Raw genomic sequence first — 19,686 nt, forward strand, 5'->3', positions numbered from 1 at the left:
CATGGCGCAGCCCGAGCAGTTCGAATCCTCGAAGCTCCGCACCCTCGACGTCCTCCTCCGTGAGGGTTTCGACCGGGTCTCCCTGGAGAAGGTCGTGGCGGCGCTCGTCGGAGCGGAGCCGTGGATCATCCGCCCGGTGCCGTTCGAGCCCACCGGCCGAGCGTTCGACCTCCTCCCTCCTGGCACTGTCGAGCCGGGACAAGCTTGGGAGCTGGCGCGCCGCCTCCAGGCGGACCCGAGCGTGGAGGATGCGGATCCTGCCTTCGAGGCGGTCTACGCGGAACAGACCGCCGTCACGGACACGACGCCCACGCTCCTCACGGCACAGAGAGCGAAGCCTGGAGCTGCGACGTTCAACGAGAACGATTGCGACTGGAGCCCGCGCTTCGTGAAGGCGGACCAGGCGTGGACTTTGACCGGCGGCGCGAGCCAGGGCGAGGGCATCCTCATCGGCCATCCGGACAGCGGCTACCTGCCCAGCCCCGAGCTGGGACCGAACTTCACGCCGAGCCTGGGCTGGGACTTCATCGACGATGACCCCACGACGGAGAATCCCGGCGGAGGCCATGGGCTGGGCACCGCGAGCGTCATGTCGAGCCCCTACAACGGCCCGAGCGCGGACGGACCGAAGCTGTTCGTGGATGGAGTCGCGCCGAAGGCCGAGGTCGTCCCGCTGCGCGTCGCGAAACCCACGCTCTTCGTCCCCTCGCCCGTGCTGTTCAACGTGGGCGTCGACCGGCTGCGCGACTCCATCGGGTTCGCCATCCAGCGGCGGGTCCATGTCATCAGCATCAGCCTCGGGTGGCTGCCCAACGCGGGGCTGCACCGGATCATCCAGCAGGCGGTGCGCGAGAACATCATCGTCATCGCCGCCGCGGGCAACTACACGGGCCCCATCGTCGTCTGGCCGGGCGCGTATGACGAAGTCGTCACGATGGCCGCGTGCAACGCGAGCGCGCAGCCCTGGGCCTTCTCCGCCTGGGGCAAGGCAGTCGACGCCACCGGTCCGGGCGAGGACGTCTGGGTGGCACAGCCCGCCGACAAGGTCGGGCAGAGCAGCGGCACCTCGTATGCGACCGCGACTGTCGCGGGAATCGCCGCGCTCTGGCTGGCGCACCATGGCCGGGACAACCTGCTCGCGAAGTATCAGGGAGGGCCAGCGCTCGCGCAGGTCTTCCGCCATGTGCTCCGCGCCACCTGTGACAGCTGGCCTCAGAGCCAGCTCGCGTGGGGCGCCGGCCTCGTCAACGCGAAGGCGTGCCTCGAAGCCCCGCTCCCGGACGTGACGGAGCTGGAGTCGTTCACCGCGAGGGCGCTCCTCCATGAGTCCTCGGACACCGTGGCATCGACCTTCAGCGGCCTCCCGCAAGCCGACGTCCTGAGGGGCCTTGCGACCACGCTCGGGGTCGATGAGCAGAAGGCGGCGCGGCTCGACTCGGACTACGGGCGCGAGCTGCGCTTCTGGGCGCTCACCGATTCCCCCTTCCGTCGAGCGCTCCAGGAAGGCGCCGGCAGGGACCGTCAGGCACTCAGGGCGAAGGCCCAGGTCGTCCTGCCCCCCTTCTCACCGAGCCTGCGGGCCGCGATCCGCTGAACGTTCACCGGCCTTCACAGAACGTCAGCACCTGGGCGAACGGCCACTCCGCCAGGGTGCCGAAGAGCTTGTGACCGCCGAGCTTCGCCTTGGAGAGCGCGGGGCTGCTCAGGCCACAGAGGAAACGGGCCGCCTGCCTGGGATGGCCCAGCGCCTCCGGATGCTTCGCGACGAGCGACCGGAACGTGGTCGCGTCCAGCTGTTCGAGCAGGTCCGGCCGTGGGTGCGGCGGCGGCAGCACGCGCGCCACGCCCGTGCGGCAGAAGGTGCAGTGACCGCACGGTGCTTCGCGCTGCTCACCGAAGTGGGCCACCAGCGCGTTGCTCTGGCAGCCGTCGTGCGTGACCAGCCGGAGCACGTCGCGCACCCGCGACACCTCCTGGACCTCTCGCTTCTGGAAGCGCTCCTGCAACAGGGCCACGAGCGCCTTCGCGTCCTCGCGCTCGCGCAGCCGCGTGTAGCGCTGACGCGGTTCGGCCACCTGCACCTCCGCCCAGCCCTGCTCCTGGAAGTAGTCGAGCGCCTTCACCACGCGGTCTCGAGGCTGGTCCAACGCCTTCGCGATTTCGGCGGGGTCGAACGTGTACCAGGTACGCCCCTTCTTCGCGTGCGCGAACAGTTCCTTCACGAAGCGCGCGCGCTCACCCTGGAACTTCCCCACGAGCGCGTCCACCGAGCCCGCCGGCTGCACCTTGTAGCCCGCGTAGAACGGCGTGCCCTGGCGCAGCACCCCTTCCAGCTCCAGGTACGTCAGCGCCGTGCGCAACACCAGGGGCCGCAGGTCGTGGCGGTTGCCCAGCGCATACATGTCCAGATGCAGCTCCGGCCCCGAGGACAACAGCTCCTTCACCAGCGCCGTCAGCGCCTCCGGTAGCGGCGTGTCTCCGAGCGCGAAGTTCTCCAGCGTGGGCACGTCGTCCGGGCACGCGAGCAACTCCACGACGGATGCCTTGCCATCACGGCCCGCGCGGCCGATCTCCTGGCTGTAGCTCTCCAGGCCCTTGGGCAGGTTGTAGTGATACACGGCGCGCACGTCCGCCTTGTCGATGCCCATCCCGAACGCGATGGTCGCCACGACGATGCCCTTCGAGGAGTGGGTCCACGCGTCCTGCACCCGCTCGCGGTCCTCGGACTCCAGGCCCGCGTGGTAGGCGCTGGCGGGCAGGCCCTCCGCGCTCAAGAGCGCTGCCACGCGCTCCGCGGTCTTCTGCAGCGTGACGTAGACGATGGTGGTGCCGGGCGGGCGCGACTTGAGCCGCTCCACCAGCAGGGCATCGCGCGCCTCCAGGCCCGTGGGCGTGGTCTCCAGCGTGAGGTTGTTCCGGTAGAAGCCGGTGACGACCGCTTGTGACTCCGGGATGCCGAAGCCCTCGCAGATGTCATGCACCACCTGCGGCGTGGCCGTGGCGGTGAGCGCCAGGATGCGCTCGGCCTGGAGCGTGCGGGCCGCCTGCGCGAGCTTGAGGTAGTCCGGCCGGAAGTTGTGACCCCACTCGGAGACGCAGTGCGCTTCGTCCACCGCGAAGAGGGAGATGGGGAGCTCGCTCAAGAGCCCCATGAAGCGCTCGTTGTTGAAGCGCTCGGGGGCCACGTAGAGGAGCTTCAGCGTCCCGTCGCGCAGGGACTCCGTCACTTCGCGCGACTCCTCCAGCGACAGGGAGGAGTCCAACCGCGCGGCGCGAATGCCCCGCCGCTCCAGCGCGTCGATTTGATCCTTCATCAACGCGATGAGCGGTGACACCACCACCGTGAGCCCTTCGAGCAGCAGCGCGGGGAGCTGGTAGCACAGCGACTTGCCGCCGCCCGTGGGGAACACCGCGAGCGCGGAGCCGTGCGGCTTGAGCAGCTCCGTGAGCACCTCGCGCTGTCCGGGCCGGAAGGACTCCAGCCCGAAGCGCTCCCGCAACACGACGTCCACCGCATCCGTCCTCATGTCCCGCCCTTCCCTGTTCGCGTTGTCCAGGAGGGTTATCTCACCCTCCCTGACTTTCCGCTGCCGACTCCCAGCTCCCTATGATGCGGACCGCATGCCGACCCGACCGCCCAAGGTGCCTCCCGCGCGTGGCCTGTCTCCCCGCGCGATGAGCGACCTGCTGTTCCATGCCCGCGCGTCCAACGCGGACCTGCTGCCGGACACGGAGCCCATCGACGTGGCGCTGCCGCGAGTCATCCGGGAGGCGGAGGCACGGGATGAGGACGGGCTCGCGGCGCGGTTGCTGGCCGTCTGGTCCGACACCGTGCGAGCGCATGTGGAAGCAGGCACGCACGAGGTGAGCCTGAGCGGCGGGGTGGACAGCGCGGCCCTGTGCGCGATGGCCGCGCGGCACGCACCAGGGAAGGTGCGCGCGTGGACCATGGACGTGCACTTCGCTGATGCGGTGGAGCGGAGCAACGCGCGGCGGATGGCGAAGGTGACGGGCGCGGAGCTGGTGGACGTGCTCATCCCGGACTCCGTGCTCCCGGACCTGTTCGAGCACACGGTCCTCGCCAACCAGGCGGTCATCCTCAACGCCCGGGCCGTGGCGAGCTACGTGTTCTATCTGGAGGCCCGGCGGCAGGGAGCCGGCCCCGTCCTCCTGAGCGGCGCGGGCGCGGACGAAGTGCTCCAGGGCACCCCGGGCGCGCTCGCCTCGGCGAAGGCCCGCGTGGATGAGGACCGGACGCTGGCCATGCGGGCCCTGGGATTCGAAGGCATGGCGCTTGTGGACAAGTTGCGGGCGCCGTTCCCAGCCGGCTCGCGCGATCATGAAGAGGCCCCCGGAGTGGCACGGGGGGCTGTGGACAACTCGGAGAACCCTCTGGGCAGGGCTCCGCGTGGCGATCAGGAATCAAAGCCATCCACGAGGCATTTCCCCTCTGGAAACGGCGCTTCCGATCAAGCCGTGGGACGCCGTGAAGACTCCACACCTGTGGACAACTTGAGGACTGTTTCCGAGCGCCTGAACAGCGATCACGCGTCGCGCGGCCCCCCTGTGGACAACCTGGGGACCGTGCTCGCCTCGCTGCCCGCGCCGTGGGAGCTGCCCTCGCAAGAGGCGCTCCCCTCCGAGGAGCTGCGGTACGCGAAGTGGGTGCTGACCGAGCTCATCCTCCCGCCCGAGCTGCGGGGCGCCCGGGCCCATGGGCTCACGGTCCGCACGCCGTACCTGGACGAAGGCTTCGCGCGGGTGGCGCTGGCCCTGCCGGAGTCCGTGCTGCAGAGGGACGGGTTCGGCAAGTGGCTGTTCCGGCACGCGGTGCGGTCCCTGGTGCCGGACGAGGTCCGCCTCGCGCGCAAGACGCCCCGGTATGGGCATACCGCCCTCTCCAGTCCGGTGCGGTCACGCTGGCTGGAGCTGTATCGCGCCTGGCTCTCTCCCGATCGGCTGTACTCCCTCGAGGTCATCGATACGCAAGCGATGCTGGGCTTGATGACTCGCTACATCCGCATGTCCCCCGATGACGCGCAGGCCGGACCGATAGATCGGTTGTTGATGCGCCTCATGTCCCTGGCCATGCTCCAGGCCCACACCAAGGCGCTCCCCTGAATGTCCCGAGTCCTCATCGCCACCTCGCCCGAAAAGGGCCACCTCAACCCGATGGTCGGCGTGGCCCAATGGCTGCACCGCCTGGGGCACACCGTCGGTTGGCTGTGCATCCCCGAACCCGCGCCGCAGCTCGAATCCCTGGGCGTGGAGGTGCTGCGCCTGCCGCACGTCGAAGCCGCGCCGCCGGGCATCGAGACGGGAGGCGAAGCGCTGGCGAAGCTGGTGCTCGATGACGTGGCGCTGGGGAAGTGGATCCGGGGCCTGTTGCTGGATTCGGTCCCCTCGATGCTGGAGCCCGTGCGCGAAGTGGTGCGCGCCTTCCGTCCCGACGTGATGGCGCTGGACGGGATGCAGTACGCGGCGGTGCTCGCGGCGCACACGGAGGGAATCCCGTGGGCAGGCGTGTCCTCCGCGCTGACGCTGCTGGAGCCAAGGCCGGAGATTCCCCTGCTGCGCAACGTGCGGGCGCTGAAGGACGACCGTCAGGCCCTGTTCCGCCGTCACGGCTTCGACGCGCGCTTCCGCACCTGCGAGTGTCTGTCGCCCCGGCTCAACGTCATCTTCGCCACCGAAGCCTTCCTGGGCCCGGACGCGGGAGTGCCCTCGGACACGCTGCTGGTGGGCCCCTCCATTCCGCCGGAAGCCCGGGGTGACGAGGTGCCCTTCCCCTGGGAGCGGCTGGGCGAAAAGCCGGTGCTGTACGTGTCCTTCGGCAGCCAGATTTCGTATCAGCCGGAGCTTTTCCGCATCATCGCGGAGGCCGCGAAGCCCTTCGGCGTGACGCTGGTGTTGTGCGCGGGCGAGCTGGCGGACACGGACTTCCCGAGCACCCTGCCCGGTGACGTGGTGGCGGTGCGCTACACGCCGCAGCGGCAGGTGCTGGAGCGCGCGGCGGCGTTCATTTCCCACGGCGGCGCCAACTCCGTGATGGAGGCGATGACGGAGGGAGTGCCGATGCTGCTGCTGCCGGTGTGCAACGACCAGCCCGTGCAGGCGCACTTCCTGGAGAAGGCTGGAGCAGGGCTCGCGAGGGACCCGAAGACCCTCACGGTGGAGTCGTGCCGCGAAGCCATCGCGCAATTGCTGGCACCGAAGTCGCCGATGCGCGACCGCGTGGAGGAGATCTCCCGTTCCTACCGCGCGCATGATGGGGCGAAGACCGCCGCTGAACGCATCGCCGGGCTCGTGGCATGAGCGCCTCCAGGTGGAGTCCTCGCCGGCATCACCCTGAAGGAATCACACCGCTGGAGGTGTGGAACCTGCCCGTGTTCGGGCGCGAGCTGTGGGAGCTGCTGGGCTCCCCGTGGGTGGAGGACGACCGGCGTGCGGGAGTTCCCGGAGCCAAACTCGCGGCCCGCGTGATGCTTCCGCTGGCGGAAGCGCTCTCGCTGCTGGTGAAGAAGCACGCGCCGGATGCGGCGTACCTGAGTGGAGGTCTGGCGGAGCTGGACGGCTTTCCTGCCGCGTTGAGGGAGGCCACGGCGTCGCTGCGCCGACCGGTGCACATCGCGCTGTCACCGCGCTTCGCCCCCGTGCGCGCGGGGCTGCGCATGCTGGAAGCCAAGGGTGCGCGAAGTCCGCTCTGCGTGGACGTGGGCCAGACGAGCATCAAGCTCGCGCGTCCAGGAGCCACGCGTGTCGTTGAACGGAACCTCACCACCCTGCCCCCGCTGTTCATCGGTCAACCGCGTCCGGCGGACGGCCATCACATCCGGGACACGGTGGCGTTCATCTCGGGAGCGCTGCGGACGTTCCTCGCGGAGGACAGCCGCGAGCCTCCGGACGCGCTGTGTCTGGCATTGCCATGTCCGCTGGATGAGGCCCTGATGCCCGGAGGTTGCACCTACGGCTTCGAAGGCACTGCCTCCCTGGTCCCGGACATCCTCGCCCACGCGGGCCTGCCGGACACGGGAGGCAAGGTGCTCGTGCTCAACGATGCGGAGCTGGCGGCTGAATCCGCTCGGCGTGCCCCCCAGGTGAAGGGACGCCGCGTGCTGTGCCTGTCCCTGGGCTTCGGCCCGGGTGGAGCCCTGCTCGAACGGGGCTGAGCCTGGTAACCTGGTCGTGGACCGTGCCCACGCCCTCCGACAACGACCAGGCCATCCGACTGGCGGCCTTCAATGCCTTGCAGGCGTTGGTGGAGCGGCACGGTGAAGTGCTGCCGTGGGAAATCATCGCGGAGGGCTTCCAGCTCCACGGCGAGCAGCACCTGTTCGCCAACCGGACGCGCGGCATCTTCTGGCCCCGGCAGATGCAGGAGACGGCGCTGTCCATCAAGACCACCGTGCCGCGCGGAAGCCGCGTCGCCCGGTACGACGATGACAACATCGCCTCGGACGGAGCCTTCCTCTACAAGTTCCAGGGCACGGACGCGGAGGCGCGAGACAACCGCCGGCTCCTGCGCGCGCAGCAACTGGACGCACCGCTCATCTACTTCTACGGCATCGAGCCCGGTTTCTACCGGCCCCTGTGGCCCGTCTACATCTCCGACGTGGACCGCGCCTCGCACTCCTTCCACGTCGTGGTGTCCGAGCCTGAAACCGTGAAGCAACTCCAGCCTCAGCGCTATGTGGCGGACGCGAAGCTGCTACCCCTGGAACGGAGATACACGACGGTGCAGGCCAAGAAGCGGCTGCATCAGGCGGCTTTCCGTCAGCATGTCCTGAACGCCTACGAACACCGCTGCGCTGTCTGCGCGTTTCCTCGCATGGAGTTGCTGGACGGCGCACACATCCTTCCGGACCGCGACGAGCGAGGCCACGCGGAAGTCCCCAACGGGCTTGCGCTCTGTCGGCTCCACCACGGCGCTTTCGACACGAACCTGATGGGCTTCCGACCCGACGGCGTCATCGAGCTGGCGCCTAGCCTGCTCGCCACCCGGGACGGCCCCACGCTGGAGCACGCGCTGAAGGGCTTCGTGGGCAAGACGCTCCAACTGCCGCGAGCGAAGGAGCTGCGCCCCAAGAAGCTCTATCTGGAAGAGCGCTACGAGCGCTTCCGCAAGGTGAGCTAGGTTCGTCAGGGGGACCGGCATGACCGAGGCGTCCGTGAAGCTGGAGCTCTTGAGCGCGCATGTCCCTGGCGAGGACACGCAGCGATGGCCCCTCACCGCACTCAATGAGGACGAGCCCCACATCCATGGCGAGCTGCGATGGACCCTCGCCGGCAGGCAGGTCCCTGGAATGGGACTCTGGGGGCCCGACGACGTGTGCCTGGGGGAGTGGTGGGACGGAGTCAACGCCACCCTGACCGAGCTCGCGGCCGAAGGAGCCTACACGCTCGACTCCTGCGAGCAGGGCAGCCCGGCCTTCCTCTTCGAGCGCCGCGGCGAGTCCATCCTCCTCTCGATTGTCGCCGGCATGGGCGGTGGCGACCCGAAGCCCGACTGGCAGCAGGTTCCGTTTGCCTGGGACGACTGGGTGAAGGAGGTCGGTGCTTTCAAACGAAGGCTGCGAGAGTGGATCGAGACAAAGGGCCCACGGGAAATCCCAGCCGAGTGGACGGCGCGATTCTCGGAGCCGGTGTAACGCCGTACCTGGATGAACGGGCGGGCACCTCCCCGGAAGGAGAGGCGTCCTGCCCGAATGGGTAGGTCGCCGTCCTGCCCGGTCCGCCGATGTGGCGCGATTTCGAGCCCTTTAGTTTCAGGCTCGAAAGGAACACGCCATGTCCACCGACACCCTCCAATCCCTCTCGCAGTCCATTTCTACTGTCGTCGAGCGCATCGCTCCCTCCCTCGTCCGCGTCGAGGCCCGCCGTCGCCGGGGCGCGAGCGGCGTCATCTGGGACGCCGACGGTCACATCCTCACCACCAGCCACGCGGTCGAACACGAGGGCTCCATCCAGGTGGGCCTCGCGGACGGCCGCTCGGTGTCCGCCGAGCTCGTCGGCCGCGACCCGAGCACCGACCTCGCGCTCCTCAAGGCCGACGCCACCGGGCTCACCGCGCTCGCGCCCGCGCCGCTCGATGACGTGAAGGTGGGCAACATCGTCCTGGCCATCGGCCGGCCGGGGCGTACGGCGCGAGCCACGCTGGGCATCGTCAGCGCGTTCGGCGGCGACTGGCGCACGCACGCGGGCGGCCAGGTGGACCGCTACCTGGAAACCGACGCGGACCTGCCTCCGGGCTTCTCCGGCGGCGCGCTGGTGGACGCGCAGGGCCGCTTCCTGGGCATCCCCACGGCGGCCTTCTCCCGCACCGCCGCGGTCGTGATCCCCGGCGGCACGCTGACGCGCGTGGCGAACTCCCTGCGTGAACACGGCGGGGTCCGCCGCGGCTACCTGGGCGTGGGCGCCTACCCGGTGCGCCTGCCGCGTGAAATCGAAGGCACGAAGGCGGGCCTCATCCTGCTCTCCGTGGATCCGGAAGGCCCCGCGCAGAAGGCCGGGCTGGTGCTGGGCGACGTGCTGGTGAGCCTGGGCGGCCAGACGCTGCACGGCGTGGAGGACCTGCTGGGCTACCTGGGCGACGAGAAGGTGGGCGCGTCCATCCAGGCGAAGGTGTTGCGCGCGGGCGAACTGCGCGAGGTGCCCATCACCGTGGGCAAGCGTTCTTGAAAGGAGCCGGCGATGAAACTGTTGCAGCAACTCTCGGATGACCTGGAAGGACTCGTGGCCGGCGCGGCTCCGGCGGTGGTGGGCGTGGAGCACGCGCGCGGCCACGGCACCGGCCTGTTCCTCACGCCGGACGGCTACGTGCTCACCAACCGGCACGTGGTGATGCGAACGCCCAAGCGCCTCACCGTGCAGCTCCACAACGGAGAAGAGCGCCGGGCCACGCTGGTGGGCGGGGATGCACCTACGGACCTCGCGGTGGTGCGCGCGGAAGGCGATGACTTCCCCACGCTGCCGCTCGCGGATCCGGAGACGGTGCGGGTGGGGCAGCTGGTGATGGCCATTGGCAATCCCTTCCGCCTGGAGCAGTCGGTGTCGCTGGGAGTGGTGAGCGCCATCAACCGATCCATCACACTGCCCGACGGCGTCATCCTGGAGGGGATGCTCCAGACGGACGCGGCCATCAACCCGGGCAACTCCGGCGGGCCGTTGCTCGACACGCGAGGGCGCGTGGTGGGACTCAACACGTTGGTGCTGCCGTTCGCGCAGGGGATTGGCTTCGCGGTGAGCGCCACCACGGCGGCCTGGGTCGCGAGCCTGCTCATCCAGCGCGGACGGGTGGACCGGAAGTTCCTGGGCATCGCCGCCACTGCGGTGAACCTGGAGCCCACGCTCGCGAAGGACACCGGCCAGCCGCGAGCCGTGCGCGTGTTGAAGGTGCAGGAAGGCACGCCCGCGGACGACGCCGGTCTTCAGCCGGACGACCTGCTGCTCGGCATCAACAGCCGGCCGGTCAACAGCGTGGACGACCTGCAGCGGCTGATGGCACTGGCCACCGAGGAAGAGGTGCACCTGGACGTGCTGCGCAAGGGCCGCCGCAAGGACGTCTCCGCCCGGGCCCGCCACCGCCGCGAACCGGTGGCGGCCTGAGCCTTCCGGGCTCCGGTTCCACCGGGCAGGTGCCCCGCGTGGAACCGCGCCCCCGCTATGCTGCGCTCCACGATGTCCTCATCAGCGGCGCACGACATGGCTTCGGAGGAACTGGCCGCACGCATCGAGCGCGAGGGCTTCGCCATCCTCCCGCACGGAATCACGCCAGCCACCGCGGACGCCCTGCTCCAGGCCCTGCGTCCCGTGAATGAAGAAGCCGCGACCTCCCAGCGGCGAGGCGGCGTGCGAAACCTGCTGGAGAACGTGCCCGCCGTCCGCGAGCTGGCCCGCTCAAATCCGGTACGCGAAGCCGCCGAGTCCGTCCTGGGCCCACACTGCTTCGCGGTGCGAGGCCTGCTGTTCGACAAGACACCGGACGCGAACTGGAAGGTCATCTGGCACCAGGACCTCACCGTCGCCGTGCGCGAGCGCCGCGACGTGCCCGGCTTCGGCCCCTGGACGGAGAAGGCCGGTGTGCCCTGCGTGCAGCCCCCCACATCCGTCCTGGAGGACATGGTCGCGGTGCGAGTCCACCTGGACGACTGCGGGGAGGACAACGGCCCCGTGCGCGTGCTCCAGGGCTCACACCGTGAAGGGCGTCTGTCCTCATCGAGCATCCCCGGCTGGCTCGAACGAAGCGCCCCCGTGGACTGCCTCGTGCCCCGCTGCGGCCTGCTGGTGATGCGGCCCCTGCTGCTGCACGCCTCGTCACCGGCACGCGTTCCCGCGCACCGCCGGGTCATCCACCTGGAGTTCGCGGCACGGCCCCTGCCCGGCGGGCTCGAATGGCACGCGCGCGTCTGAGGCTCACGGCCACGTCAGCATCAAGCCCACGCCGTCCGGTGCGGGCACCAGGCGCGCCGTGAGCTCCCCGTTCAGCTTCGCGTTGAGGAACGCCAGCACGCCGTCGAACACCAACAGGAACGCGCCCTGCATGAGCACGCTCTTGCCCCAGCCCCTCAAGCGCTCCGAGTCCTTGCGCATTCCGCGCTCCCACAGGAACCCGCCGAAGGCGATGTAGCCCACGTCCAGGCCTGCGTTGAGGAGCAGCACCTTCTCCATCCGCTGCCCTTCGGACAGGCTGCGCGCCAGGTCCCATGAGGCCGGATCCGCCGTCGCCTGTCCGTGATAGCCGAGCCCCGCGATGACCAGGCTCACCACGTTCCAGGCCGCGTTCGCCTGGAAGAAGGCCCGCGTCTCGCCCTCGCTGGCGAAGTGTCCGGCGACGCCCGTGCCGATGTTCAGCACCGCCCAGCCGAACAGGATGCCCATCGCTGTCTGGTTCACACGCACCGCTTCCGCGTTGTGCTGCGCGAGCCACGCCTGTGCATCCGGGGCAGGCGCCTCCTGCGCCACCCCTGGCATCGCGAAGAACAACAACACCAGGACGCAGCAGGAACGCACGAGGCGGGCGGAGGCCATGGCGGCACTCTAGGCCCCCAGGCCTCCAGGCCGTGCGCCTCCCGCCCGGTGCGGTCTCAAAACCTGTCCGACTGTCGGACAGGTTTCCGCGGCTCGGCTCCCCGGCGCCCCCGCCCGCCGAGCGACGGCCAACGCTACCGGTCGCCGTCGTCGCTGAGCGGCGGCGCTTCCCTCGCGGGCTCCGTGCCCTTCTGCGCGCCGTAGCCGCCAATGCCCTTCTGGAGGATGCGGTCCTCGCCCACGTCCTCGTCCGTCACGTCGCCCCGTTCGGTGCCCGGGCGCTGGTGTCTGGCTTCACGCTCCAGTTCCTCCGCGCTGTGGGTATCCGTGCGCTCGGGCCCCTTCACCGGCGGCCCCTTGTTGCTGGCCATGGTCGCGTCTCCTGTCTGGATGTCCTGCCCTCCAGGACAAGGTCCGGCGCGTCCCAGCCCCCGACAAGGCCACTGCATAAGACAAACGGGTCGGCAGGGGCACGGCGTGCCGTCACGGAGCGGGGTAGCATCACCAGTCGCCTTGCTTCCCGGAGCCGCCCCGCCATGACCGACCCGGCCTATCACCCCGAGGACGCTGTCCCCTCTGGCTGTCCCTTCAGCGGCGCGGGAAAGCCTTCCGCCGCTCGCGTCCCCGGCCCCGTCTACCGGAAGCCCTTCTGGCGAGCGCGCCTGCCCGAAGTGAGCCGGGAGATTGCCTCCCTGGACGCACGGCGCGACTGCCAGCGCATCGTGCACCTGCTGACCAACTACGAGTTCCCCTTCGACATCGTGCGGTCCACGGAGATCGCCCTCTTCCACACCTACGGCAGCCGTTCCGTCTCACGCCTCCTGGACCGCACGGGCGAGTTCAACAAGCGAGGCCAGAAGCGCTACGACGACACGCGCCTGCTCATCGCGCGGTTCATGGAGTGCGGCTGGGAGGGAGAGGCGGGACACCGCTCACTGGAGCAGATGAACCACATCCATTCCTTCTTCCGCATCCCGAACGAGGACTTCCTCTTCGTGCTGTGGACGTTCATCGACTTCCCCATCCAGTGGATGCAGGACTTCGGCTGGCGTCCCTTCACCCAGCACGAGCAAGAGGCCTGGTTCCATTACTGGTGCGAAATCGGCCGCCGCATGGGCCTGAAGGACATCCCCGAGAACAAGCCCGCCTTTGACGCCTTCCTCCGCGACTACGAAGCGCGCGAGTTCGTTCCTGACGAAGCCAGCCACCGCGTGGCCCAGTCCACGGTGAACATCCTCGCCGGCTGGGTGCCGGGCCCTCTGCGTCCGCTGGTGGCCCCCATCAGTCTCAGCCTGGTGCCGCCGCGCCTGCTCCCCGCCATCCAGTTCGAATCCCCACCCGCCTGGGTGGGCGGCCTGGTCCGAGGCGCCCTCAAGCTGCGCAAGCGCGTCAAACGCCACGTCTCACTGGAGCGCTACCCGTCGACCCTGGAGACGACGCCCAACCGCACCTACCCCGGCAATGCCTACCGCATCGAAGGCCTGGGCCCGGACTACGCTCACCGCGACGCAAAATGAAACCGGGTGAGCCAGGCACATAGAGCCGCCACGGCCTCATCCAGCGTCTGACGTGGCCCCCAGAACATCGGGGCGATTGCCTCGAAGGCGGCCTGGATGGCCACGGTACCGGCACCGCCGGGCAGGAAGTGCCGCACGTCACCGGCAGGAGGCACTGCAATCTGCTTCTGCCGGATCATCTCTTCCGCCAGCGCACGAACGTCCGGGTAGTCAGCAAGAGGAGGTAGCGCATCCTCCTCCGTCCGCGCCCCTGGAATCTGGATGCGCTCGGCCAGCGCCTCGAAGTACGCCCGGCGGGCCTTCGTCGCTCCTGTTCCGGTGCGGCTCCAATCCGTCACCCGGGGAAGCTCGACCGACCCTGCCTCCAGCTTGAGGTCCAGGTCTTCAGAGAACCGCTGGATGAGGGAGAAGCCCTTCGAGAGCGACGTGCCGTCCTTGAACCAGACCTCGAAGCCCGCGTCATGCAGGGTCCACAGCGCATGGGTGACCCAGTAGTCCTTCTCGGTGAGGCCAAGGGAGAGCCGCCGCTTGTCGGCGACGATTCGCAGCAGTTGATCGAATTCGAGGTCTTCGTGGATGAAGGTCATGCAGAGGCAGAGCGGATCGCTTCGTGGATCCACTCACGCGTGCTCTGCCTACCAAACCGGTCAGACATCTCCCCGAGCCGCCGGACATCGAACGCGCCTCGCTTCAGTGCGCGCGTCAACGCACGCGTCAGCGCCGCGGGCACGACGCCTGCACTCCCGGCGTTCTCGAAGAGATCCACCACGAACCATTCCAGCGTCGGGGGTTGGGGGAAGGAGACCCGCCGCAACTCGAACGTCCTCCCTCCCAACTCGAAGCGACCCGAGCGCTTCGTGTTGTAGACGAGCGCTGAAGCGAAGACCGCCGTGGAGCCCAACCCGAGCGCATTCCATCGGTCAGGCCCGGTGAAGACGAACGGGCTGCCCTCCAGGAACGCCTTCATGATGGCTTCATCGGACGGAGCCACCACGCCGAAACGCCCCCGCTTCGGACAGGCATAGAGCCCATGCGCCAGGGGAATCAGCACGCCCTCGCCCACCAATCGCCGGGCCAGCCGGGGCGCATTCACGCCCCACGTGGCCAGCTCCTTCGTCCGATAGACGCGGCCCGGCTCCAGCACGGGGTGGACGGCGGAGGGCATGGTGGTACGAAATTTCCCGAAGAAAAAGGACAACGTCAACTTCGAAAAAGCCCGCGTCCCTTCGCAGGGACACGGGCCTTCAAACCTCATGACGTCACAGCGGCTCAGCTCTTGTACTTCACGGAGCAGCCGTACGGCTCGGAGGTCGCGGTCGGCACCTGCTTGCCGTTGAGGAGCGCGTCCACCGCCGTCTGCACGTAGTTCACCTTGGTGGTTTCCTTGCCGCGCGGGTCGTTGTCGATGGCGCCCGCGTAGCGGACCACGCCCTCACCGTCGATGACGTACATGTGCGGCGTCGTCTTCGCCGCGTAGCTCTTGCCCACCGCGCCGTCCGTGTCCAGCAGCACCGGCTGGCTGAAGCCTTCCTTCTTCTTCCAGTCCGCGGCGCTCTTCGCGGTGTGCGTGGAGGACGAGTCCACCGTCAGCCACACCACCTTCTTCGCGTCGAAGCCCTTCTGCGTGTTCTGCATCGTCTTGGCCTCGTAGTGCCGCTTCACGAACGGGCACTCCGGGTTCGTCCACTCGAGCACCACCACCTTGCCCTTGTACTCGGACAGCGAGTGGGCCTTGCCCGCCTCGTCCTTCAGCGTGAACGCCGGAGCGGGCTTGCCCACCTCCGCGTTGTCAGCAGCGAAGACGGGAGCGGACACGAAAGCCGCGGTGAGAGCGAGTGCCTTGAAGACCTGCTTCATGACGGAACCTCCAATGAGTTGAACGCTGCGCACGAACGAACAACACAAACCCGACTTCACTCCCAGCTCAAGGCCGGGCGCACACCACCGAGCCACCCTTCAACGGTGACCCACACTCCGCCGCGCGCTGCACCGCCGTGATGACGCTGTCCGCGGTGAGCAGCTCGTTGAGAACCTCCGGCTTGTCCGGCGCGCCCGGGCTCAACACCAGGTACATGGGCACGCCCGCGCGGCCATGATCCGCCAGCTTCGTGGTGATGCGCGCGTCCCGCCGCGTCCAGTCCGCCACGAAGAACGCCACGTTGTGCTTCAGGAACGCCTGCCGCACGTCGTCGCGCGACAGCACGGTGCGCTCGTTGAACTTGCACGTGAGACACCAGTCCGCCGTGAAGTCCACGAACACCGGCTGACCCGCCGCCAGCGCCGCCGTCACCGCCGCCTCGTCCCACGGCTGCGCGCCACTGTGCGACGCCACCGCGCCGCGCGTCTCCAGCGACGCCTGCGCCTCCTCGAAGCGCAGCGCCACCGCGCCCGAGCCCACCAGCACGAGCACCGCCAGCGCCACCGTCACGCCCCGGCGCCCGCCCTCCAGACCCTGCGACTGGCCGTACAGCCACGTGACCAGGCCCACCGCGATGAGGAACGCGAGCAGCCGCGCCATGCCGTCCACGCCGGCCAGCCCGCCCATCACCCACACCAGCCACACCGTCGTGCCCAACAGCGCGAAGCCCAGGAACTGCTTGCCGCGCTCCATCCACATGCCCGGCTTGGGCAGCCGCTTCATCAGCCCCGGCATCAGCACCAGCACGCAGAAGGGCAGCGCCAATCCCAGCCCCAGCGCCACGAACACCGCCACCACCGTGGCCGGGCCCGCCGCGAAGGCGAAGCCCACCGCCGTGCCCAACAGCGGCGCCGAACACGGCGTCGCCAGCACCACCGCGAGCACACCCTCGCCCGCGCTGCGCATCAGGCCGTGGCTCCGGTCCACCTTGCCCGCGAGCGCCGTGCCGTCCGCGCCCAGCGTGTAGACGCCGAAGAGGTTGAGCGCGAACGCCACCAGCACCGCGCTCACGCCCGCCACGAACAGCGGCTCCTGGAACTGGAAGCCCCAGCCCACGCTGGCACCACCCGCGCGCACCGCCAGCACCGCGCCCGCGAGCAGCAGCATCGTCGCCAGGATGCCGCCCGCGTACGCCGCCGCGTGCGGCGCCACCTTGCCCTTCTCCTCCTGCACCATCCGCGTGAAGCCGTACACCTTGAGCGCCAGCACCGGGAACACGCACGGCATCAGGTTGAGCAGCGCGCCGCCCAGGAACGCGAACAGGAGCGCGACGCCCAGCCCCAGCGGCGACTCGCCCGACGCCACCGGAGCTGCGGTCGCGGGCTTCACCTTGCCCACCGCGTCCTTCACCGACGGAACCTTCAGGGGCGCCGCGCCCGCCACCGCGCCGTCCGCAACGACCGGCGCGAGCGCCGTGTCCACGTCCACCGCCGTGAAGCCCGAGGCCTTCGTGCCCAGGCGCAGCGCACCCGTGAGCCGAGGCTCTCCCTTGGGCACCACCGACGACGCCTGGCCCTTCAGCGCGAACGTCCCCGGCGCCGTCTTCGTCAGCGCCACGCTGTCCACGCCCAGGATGCGGCCGGGCACGAAGAAGTCACCCTCCACGTCTCCTGCGTAGGGCTTGCCGTCCGCCGCCGTCACGGTGAGCTTGCCGGTGAACGGCTTGCCCGCCGTCAGCGACGTGCCATCCAACGCCAGCGCCACGCGCGGCGCGCCCTGCGCTCCCACTGGCGAGGGCACCTGGGCCTGCGCGGCGTCGAACTGCGGCGCGAACTCCGGATCCGTCACCGTCTCCGGCCCCACCGGCAGCGTGCGCGTCAGCACCAGCTGCGCGGGGATGCAGTGCACCTTGCACGCGAGCGCGTCCACCGCCGCCGACACGTTCAGCGTACCCGTGGCGTCCTTCGACACGTGCGCGGGCGCGAACAGCAGCACCTCGTCGTGGTAGCCGTGCGTGGTGATGAAGCCGTCCGGCGTGCGGAACGTGCTGGGGAAGGGCCAACGCAAATCCCCCACCGTGACGCCCGGCACATCCCACGACACCTCCGTGGCCAGGCCGGAGTCGCCCGGGTTCTTCCAGTAGGCGTGCCACTCCGGGTCCAGCTTGAGGCGCACGCCCACGCGGAAGTCGCTGCCCGCCTTCACCTGCGTGGCATCCAGGAGCAGCGCACCCTCCAGGCGAGGGTCACCCTCGTCCGGCGCGGTGCTGCCCACGGCGGTGGACGGCAGCGCGGCCTGGGCCCACGTCGCCAACAGCAACGCGCCCACCGCGCCCAGCCTACCAAGCCGGCTTCCAGACCTCTTGCTCCACGGATGCGTCATGCGACTCCCGTTAATCCACCTGGAAACGCCGTGCTACCTGGGATGCGTCCCCGCGGGATGCACTCAACCTTCCGGGCAGCCGGGCATTCCGCATGCCCGCACGGCCGGCATCGGGGACCACCCCGGGCCCCCGCGCCTTCCCCATACGCTCAGGGACTCCGGGCGGTTACGACTCGCCGCCGCCCGTCTTCCAGGGCAGGAGCCCCCCACTGTCCAGGGTCACCGCCTGCGGTGGAGGCGCACCGCCGTTCGCCACGGCGGGCAGGGCCGCTCGCGGGGGCGGGCCCACATTCACCGCGGCCGGAAGCGCCGGCCCGATGCGGCTCATGGTGATGCGCGACACCTCCGACTGGGCCCGGCGCACTCCCAAGGCGGACGGCTGGGCCGCACGGCGCTCCACTGCCCGGCGCAGGTCCGCCAGACGGTCCACGTGCCGCTGCGCGGGGACCTCCGCGGAGCCCAGGCGGGCCAGCTTGTAGAGCCCCTTGTCCGCGCTCTCGAGCGCCCGCTCGGCCGCGTCCTGCTGACGGCGGGAGAGCGCCTTCCAGGCGGCGGCCTCGTGAGACACGAGCTCCAGCTCCGCGGACACCGCGCGCACGAAGCGGCCCTCGTCGCTGTCCGGCAACAGACGCGTCACGGGCACGGACAGCCGCCGGGTGTCGCCGTGCTCCGTGTACGAAGCGGTGACGGTGAGGTTCCAGTCACCCTTCTCCAGCACGCCCGCGAAGAGGACGCGGCGCGGGAACGCGTGCGACACCGATCCCAGCGCGGCGCTCATCGCGTCACCCTCCACACGCGACGGGTAGCGGTGACGGCAGCGCAGATCCGCGAAGCCCGTGGGCAGCACGTACACGCGCGCGTCCGCCACCACCTCGCCGAACAGCTCCGCGCCCAACGCGCCCACCGCCAGCGGAAGGCCCTCCGCGTCGTCCACGTGCGTGAAGCCCGTGCCGGACGGGCCAGTGAGCGCCTCCAGAATCTCCGGCAGGTAGTGCTTGCCCAACCCCAGCGCGTGCAGCGCCACGCCGGAGTCGTGCACCCGCTGGCCCAGCACCTTGAACTCGCCCAGCGCGGTGGGCCCCACGGAAGGCTCGCCGTCCGTGAGCATGAGCAGCTGCGGCCGGGCGCCCGGCACCAGCACGCGTCGCACGGCCTCCGCGCCGTTCTCCACGGCCTCGTGCAGCGCGGTGCCCTCGCCGGAGTCCAAGCGAGAGAGCGTCTTCAAGAACGCTGCCTTCGCGCCCGGCTCCATCGCGCGCACGGGCAGCACCTGCTCCGCGTCCGCGTCGAACGTGAGCAGGCCCACGTAGTCCTTGGGCCCCGCCCGCTCCACCAGCGCGCGTGCCGCCTCCACCGCCGCCGCCAACGGCGCGCCCCGCATGGACGCGCTCCGGTCAATGACCAGGTTCACCGCCACCGGGGCCCGAGGCGTCTCCGCTTCGGCCTCCAGGGTCACCAGCAGCAGCACTTCGCGGCCGCCCTCCGCGTCGCGCTCCACTGCCCACGCCGTCTGCTTCATCCGCACTCCCGCATGGTGGGTGGCCCCATCCCGCTCATTCGACGCGATCGCCGTCGCGACGGCCTCCTGGCCCCGAACGCCCCTGCACGGGCCCGCGTTCGCCCTGAAGTCCTGTCGCTGTTCCTGGAGGATGTCGGGTTTCCGGTCGTGAAAGCAACGTGTCCAACCCGACCAAGCCCTGGTCCTACGAGCCTCCGTTCGGCACCGGCGAACACCCATCCGGCGCGCCTCGGGACGCCTCGCGTCACCCACGGACACGCGGATTCCGGCGGGTTCGTTCAGCCATTTACGGATTTACTTTTTGAAAGGTCCTACACCGGTCATTCCCGAGACCGTTCCGTGGGGCTCGACCCGGTCTTGGACGGGGAGCGTCACGGCATCCA

At 69.7% G+C, this 19,686-nt stretch carries 18 protein-coding genes; 10 read left to right on the forward strand and 8 right to left on the reverse strand.

The genetic code is table 11. The annotated features are described in order from the left end of the window. Position 1: 1 nt before the first annotated feature. On the forward strand, positions 2-1,594 hold the full coding sequence (locus D7Y04_RS26275) for a S8 family serine peptidase (protein WP_120597590.1): 1,593 nt from the start codon (positions 2-4) through the stop codon (positions 1,592-1,594). A 4-nt stretch (positions 1,595-1,598) separates the two neighbouring features. Here D7Y04_RS26275 and D7Y04_RS26280 read toward each other — a convergent pair whose 3' ends face one another. After that, positions 1,599-3,527 carry an ATP-dependent DNA helicase RecQ gene (locus tag D7Y04_RS26280; RefSeq protein WP_121761046.1) on the reverse strand — a complete coding sequence of 643 codons (1,929 nt, stop codon included), beginning with the start codon at positions 3,525-3,527 and terminating at the stop codon, positions 1,599-1,601. Positions 3,528-3,621: 94 nt separating this feature from the next. Between D7Y04_RS26280 and D7Y04_RS26285 the strand changes: the two genes are divergently transcribed. The 8 genes from D7Y04_RS26285 (at position 3,622) to D7Y04_RS26320 (ending at position 11,409) form a co-directional block, all read left to right on the forward strand. Then, positions 3,622-5,121 (forward strand): asparagine synthase C-terminal domain-containing protein, encoded by a 1,500-nt coding sequence (locus D7Y04_RS26285; protein WP_158627590.1) that lies wholly within the window; start codon positions 3,622-3,624, stop codon positions 5,119-5,121. Further along, complete coding sequence (locus D7Y04_RS26290; RefSeq protein ID WP_121761048.1) at positions 5,122-6,315, forward strand: glycosyltransferase; 1,194 nt, start codon at positions 5,122-5,124, stop codon at positions 6,313-6,315. Continuing rightward, positions 6,312-7,169 (forward strand): ROK family protein, encoded by an 858-nt coding sequence (locus tag D7Y04_RS26295; RefSeq protein WP_121761049.1) that lies wholly within the window; start codon positions 6,312-6,314, stop codon positions 7,167-7,169. The genes D7Y04_RS26290 and D7Y04_RS26295 overlap by 4 nt, the downstream gene beginning before the upstream one ends. A gap of 23 nt (positions 7,170-7,192) precedes the next feature. Continuing rightward, the gene (locus D7Y04_RS26300; RefSeq protein WP_121761050.1) at positions 7,193-8,134 is read left to right on the forward strand and encodes an HNH endonuclease; all 942 of its coding nucleotides are present in this window, start codon (positions 7,193-7,195) and stop codon (positions 8,132-8,134) included. 19 nt (positions 8,135-8,153) lie between these two features. After that, complete coding sequence (locus D7Y04_RS26305; protein ID WP_121761051.1) at positions 8,154-8,648, forward strand: hypothetical protein; 495 nt, start codon at positions 8,154-8,156, stop codon at positions 8,646-8,648. 139 nt (positions 8,649-8,787) lie between these two features. Next, entirely contained in the window at positions 8,788-9,678 is an 891-nt protein-coding gene (locus tag D7Y04_RS26310) for a S1C family serine protease (RefSeq protein WP_121761052.1), read from the forward strand. A 12-nt stretch (positions 9,679-9,690) separates the two neighbouring features. Then, a complete protein-coding gene (locus tag D7Y04_RS26315) occupies positions 9,691-10,605 on the forward strand; it encodes a S1C family serine protease (protein WP_121761053.1) in 915 nt (304 codons plus the stop codon). Positions 10,606-10,701: 96 nt separating this feature from the next. Next, positions 10,702-11,409, forward strand: coding sequence for a phytanoyl-CoA dioxygenase family protein (locus D7Y04_RS26320; RefSeq protein WP_121761166.1), 708 nt, complete (start codon positions 10,702-10,704; stop codon positions 11,407-11,409). 3 nt (positions 11,410-11,412) lie between these two features. On the opposite strand, the gene D7Y04_RS26325 is transcribed toward D7Y04_RS26320, so the two are convergent. Next, complete coding sequence (locus D7Y04_RS26325) at positions 11,413-12,027, reverse strand: hypothetical protein (RefSeq protein WP_121761054.1); 615 nt, start codon at positions 12,025-12,027, stop codon at positions 11,413-11,415. A 134-nt stretch (positions 12,028-12,161) separates the two neighbouring features. Continuing rightward, the gene (locus tag D7Y04_RS26330) at positions 12,162-12,398 is read right to left on the reverse strand and encodes a hypothetical protein (protein WP_120558114.1); all 237 of its coding nucleotides are present in this window, start codon (positions 12,396-12,398) and stop codon (positions 12,162-12,164) included. Positions 12,399-12,563: 165 nt separating this feature from the next. On the opposite strand from D7Y04_RS26330, the gene D7Y04_RS26335 reads away from it, so the two are divergent. After that, complete coding sequence (locus tag D7Y04_RS26335) at positions 12,564-13,544, forward strand: oxygenase MpaB family protein (RefSeq protein WP_121761055.1); 981 nt, start codon at positions 12,564-12,566, stop codon at positions 13,542-13,544. On the opposite strand, the gene D7Y04_RS26340 is transcribed toward D7Y04_RS26335, so the two are convergent. The 5 genes from D7Y04_RS26340 to D7Y04_RS26360 form a co-directional block, all read right to left on the reverse strand. After that, positions 13,526-14,131: a nucleotidyl transferase AbiEii/AbiGii toxin family protein gene (locus D7Y04_RS26340; protein ID WP_121761056.1), complete on the reverse strand. Its 606-nt coding sequence runs from the start codon at positions 14,129-14,131 to the stop codon at positions 13,526-13,528. The genes D7Y04_RS26335 and D7Y04_RS26340 overlap by 19 nt on opposite strands. Further along, positions 14,128-14,709 carry a hypothetical protein gene (locus D7Y04_RS26345; RefSeq protein ID WP_120597579.1) on the reverse strand — a complete coding sequence of 194 codons (582 nt, stop codon included), beginning with the start codon at positions 14,707-14,709 and terminating at the stop codon, positions 14,128-14,130. The genes D7Y04_RS26340 and D7Y04_RS26345 overlap by 4 nt, the downstream gene beginning before the upstream one ends. 104 nt (positions 14,710-14,813) lie before the next feature. After that, positions 14,814-15,401 carry a redoxin domain-containing protein gene (locus tag D7Y04_RS26350; RefSeq protein ID WP_121761057.1) on the reverse strand — a complete coding sequence of 196 codons (588 nt, stop codon included), beginning with the start codon at positions 15,399-15,401 and terminating at the stop codon, positions 14,814-14,816. Positions 15,402-15,468: 67 nt separating this feature from the next. Next, the gene (locus tag D7Y04_RS26355; RefSeq protein ID WP_121761058.1) at positions 15,469-17,784 is read right to left on the reverse strand and encodes a protein-disulfide reductase DsbD; all 2,316 of its coding nucleotides are present in this window, start codon (positions 17,782-17,784) and stop codon (positions 15,469-15,471) included. Between the two features lie 166 nt (positions 17,785-17,950). Then, the gene (locus tag D7Y04_RS26360) at positions 17,951-19,303 is read right to left on the reverse strand and encodes a VWA domain-containing protein (protein WP_120597576.1); all 1,353 of its coding nucleotides are present in this window, start codon (positions 19,301-19,303) and stop codon (positions 17,951-17,953) included. Positions 19,304-19,686 lie beyond the last annotated feature (383 nt).

It is taken from the genome of Corallococcus sp. AB038B (assembly GCF_003668955.1).
Taxonomy (GTDB): domain Bacteria; phylum Myxococcota; class Myxococcia; order Myxococcales; family Myxococcaceae; genus Corallococcus; species Corallococcus exiguus.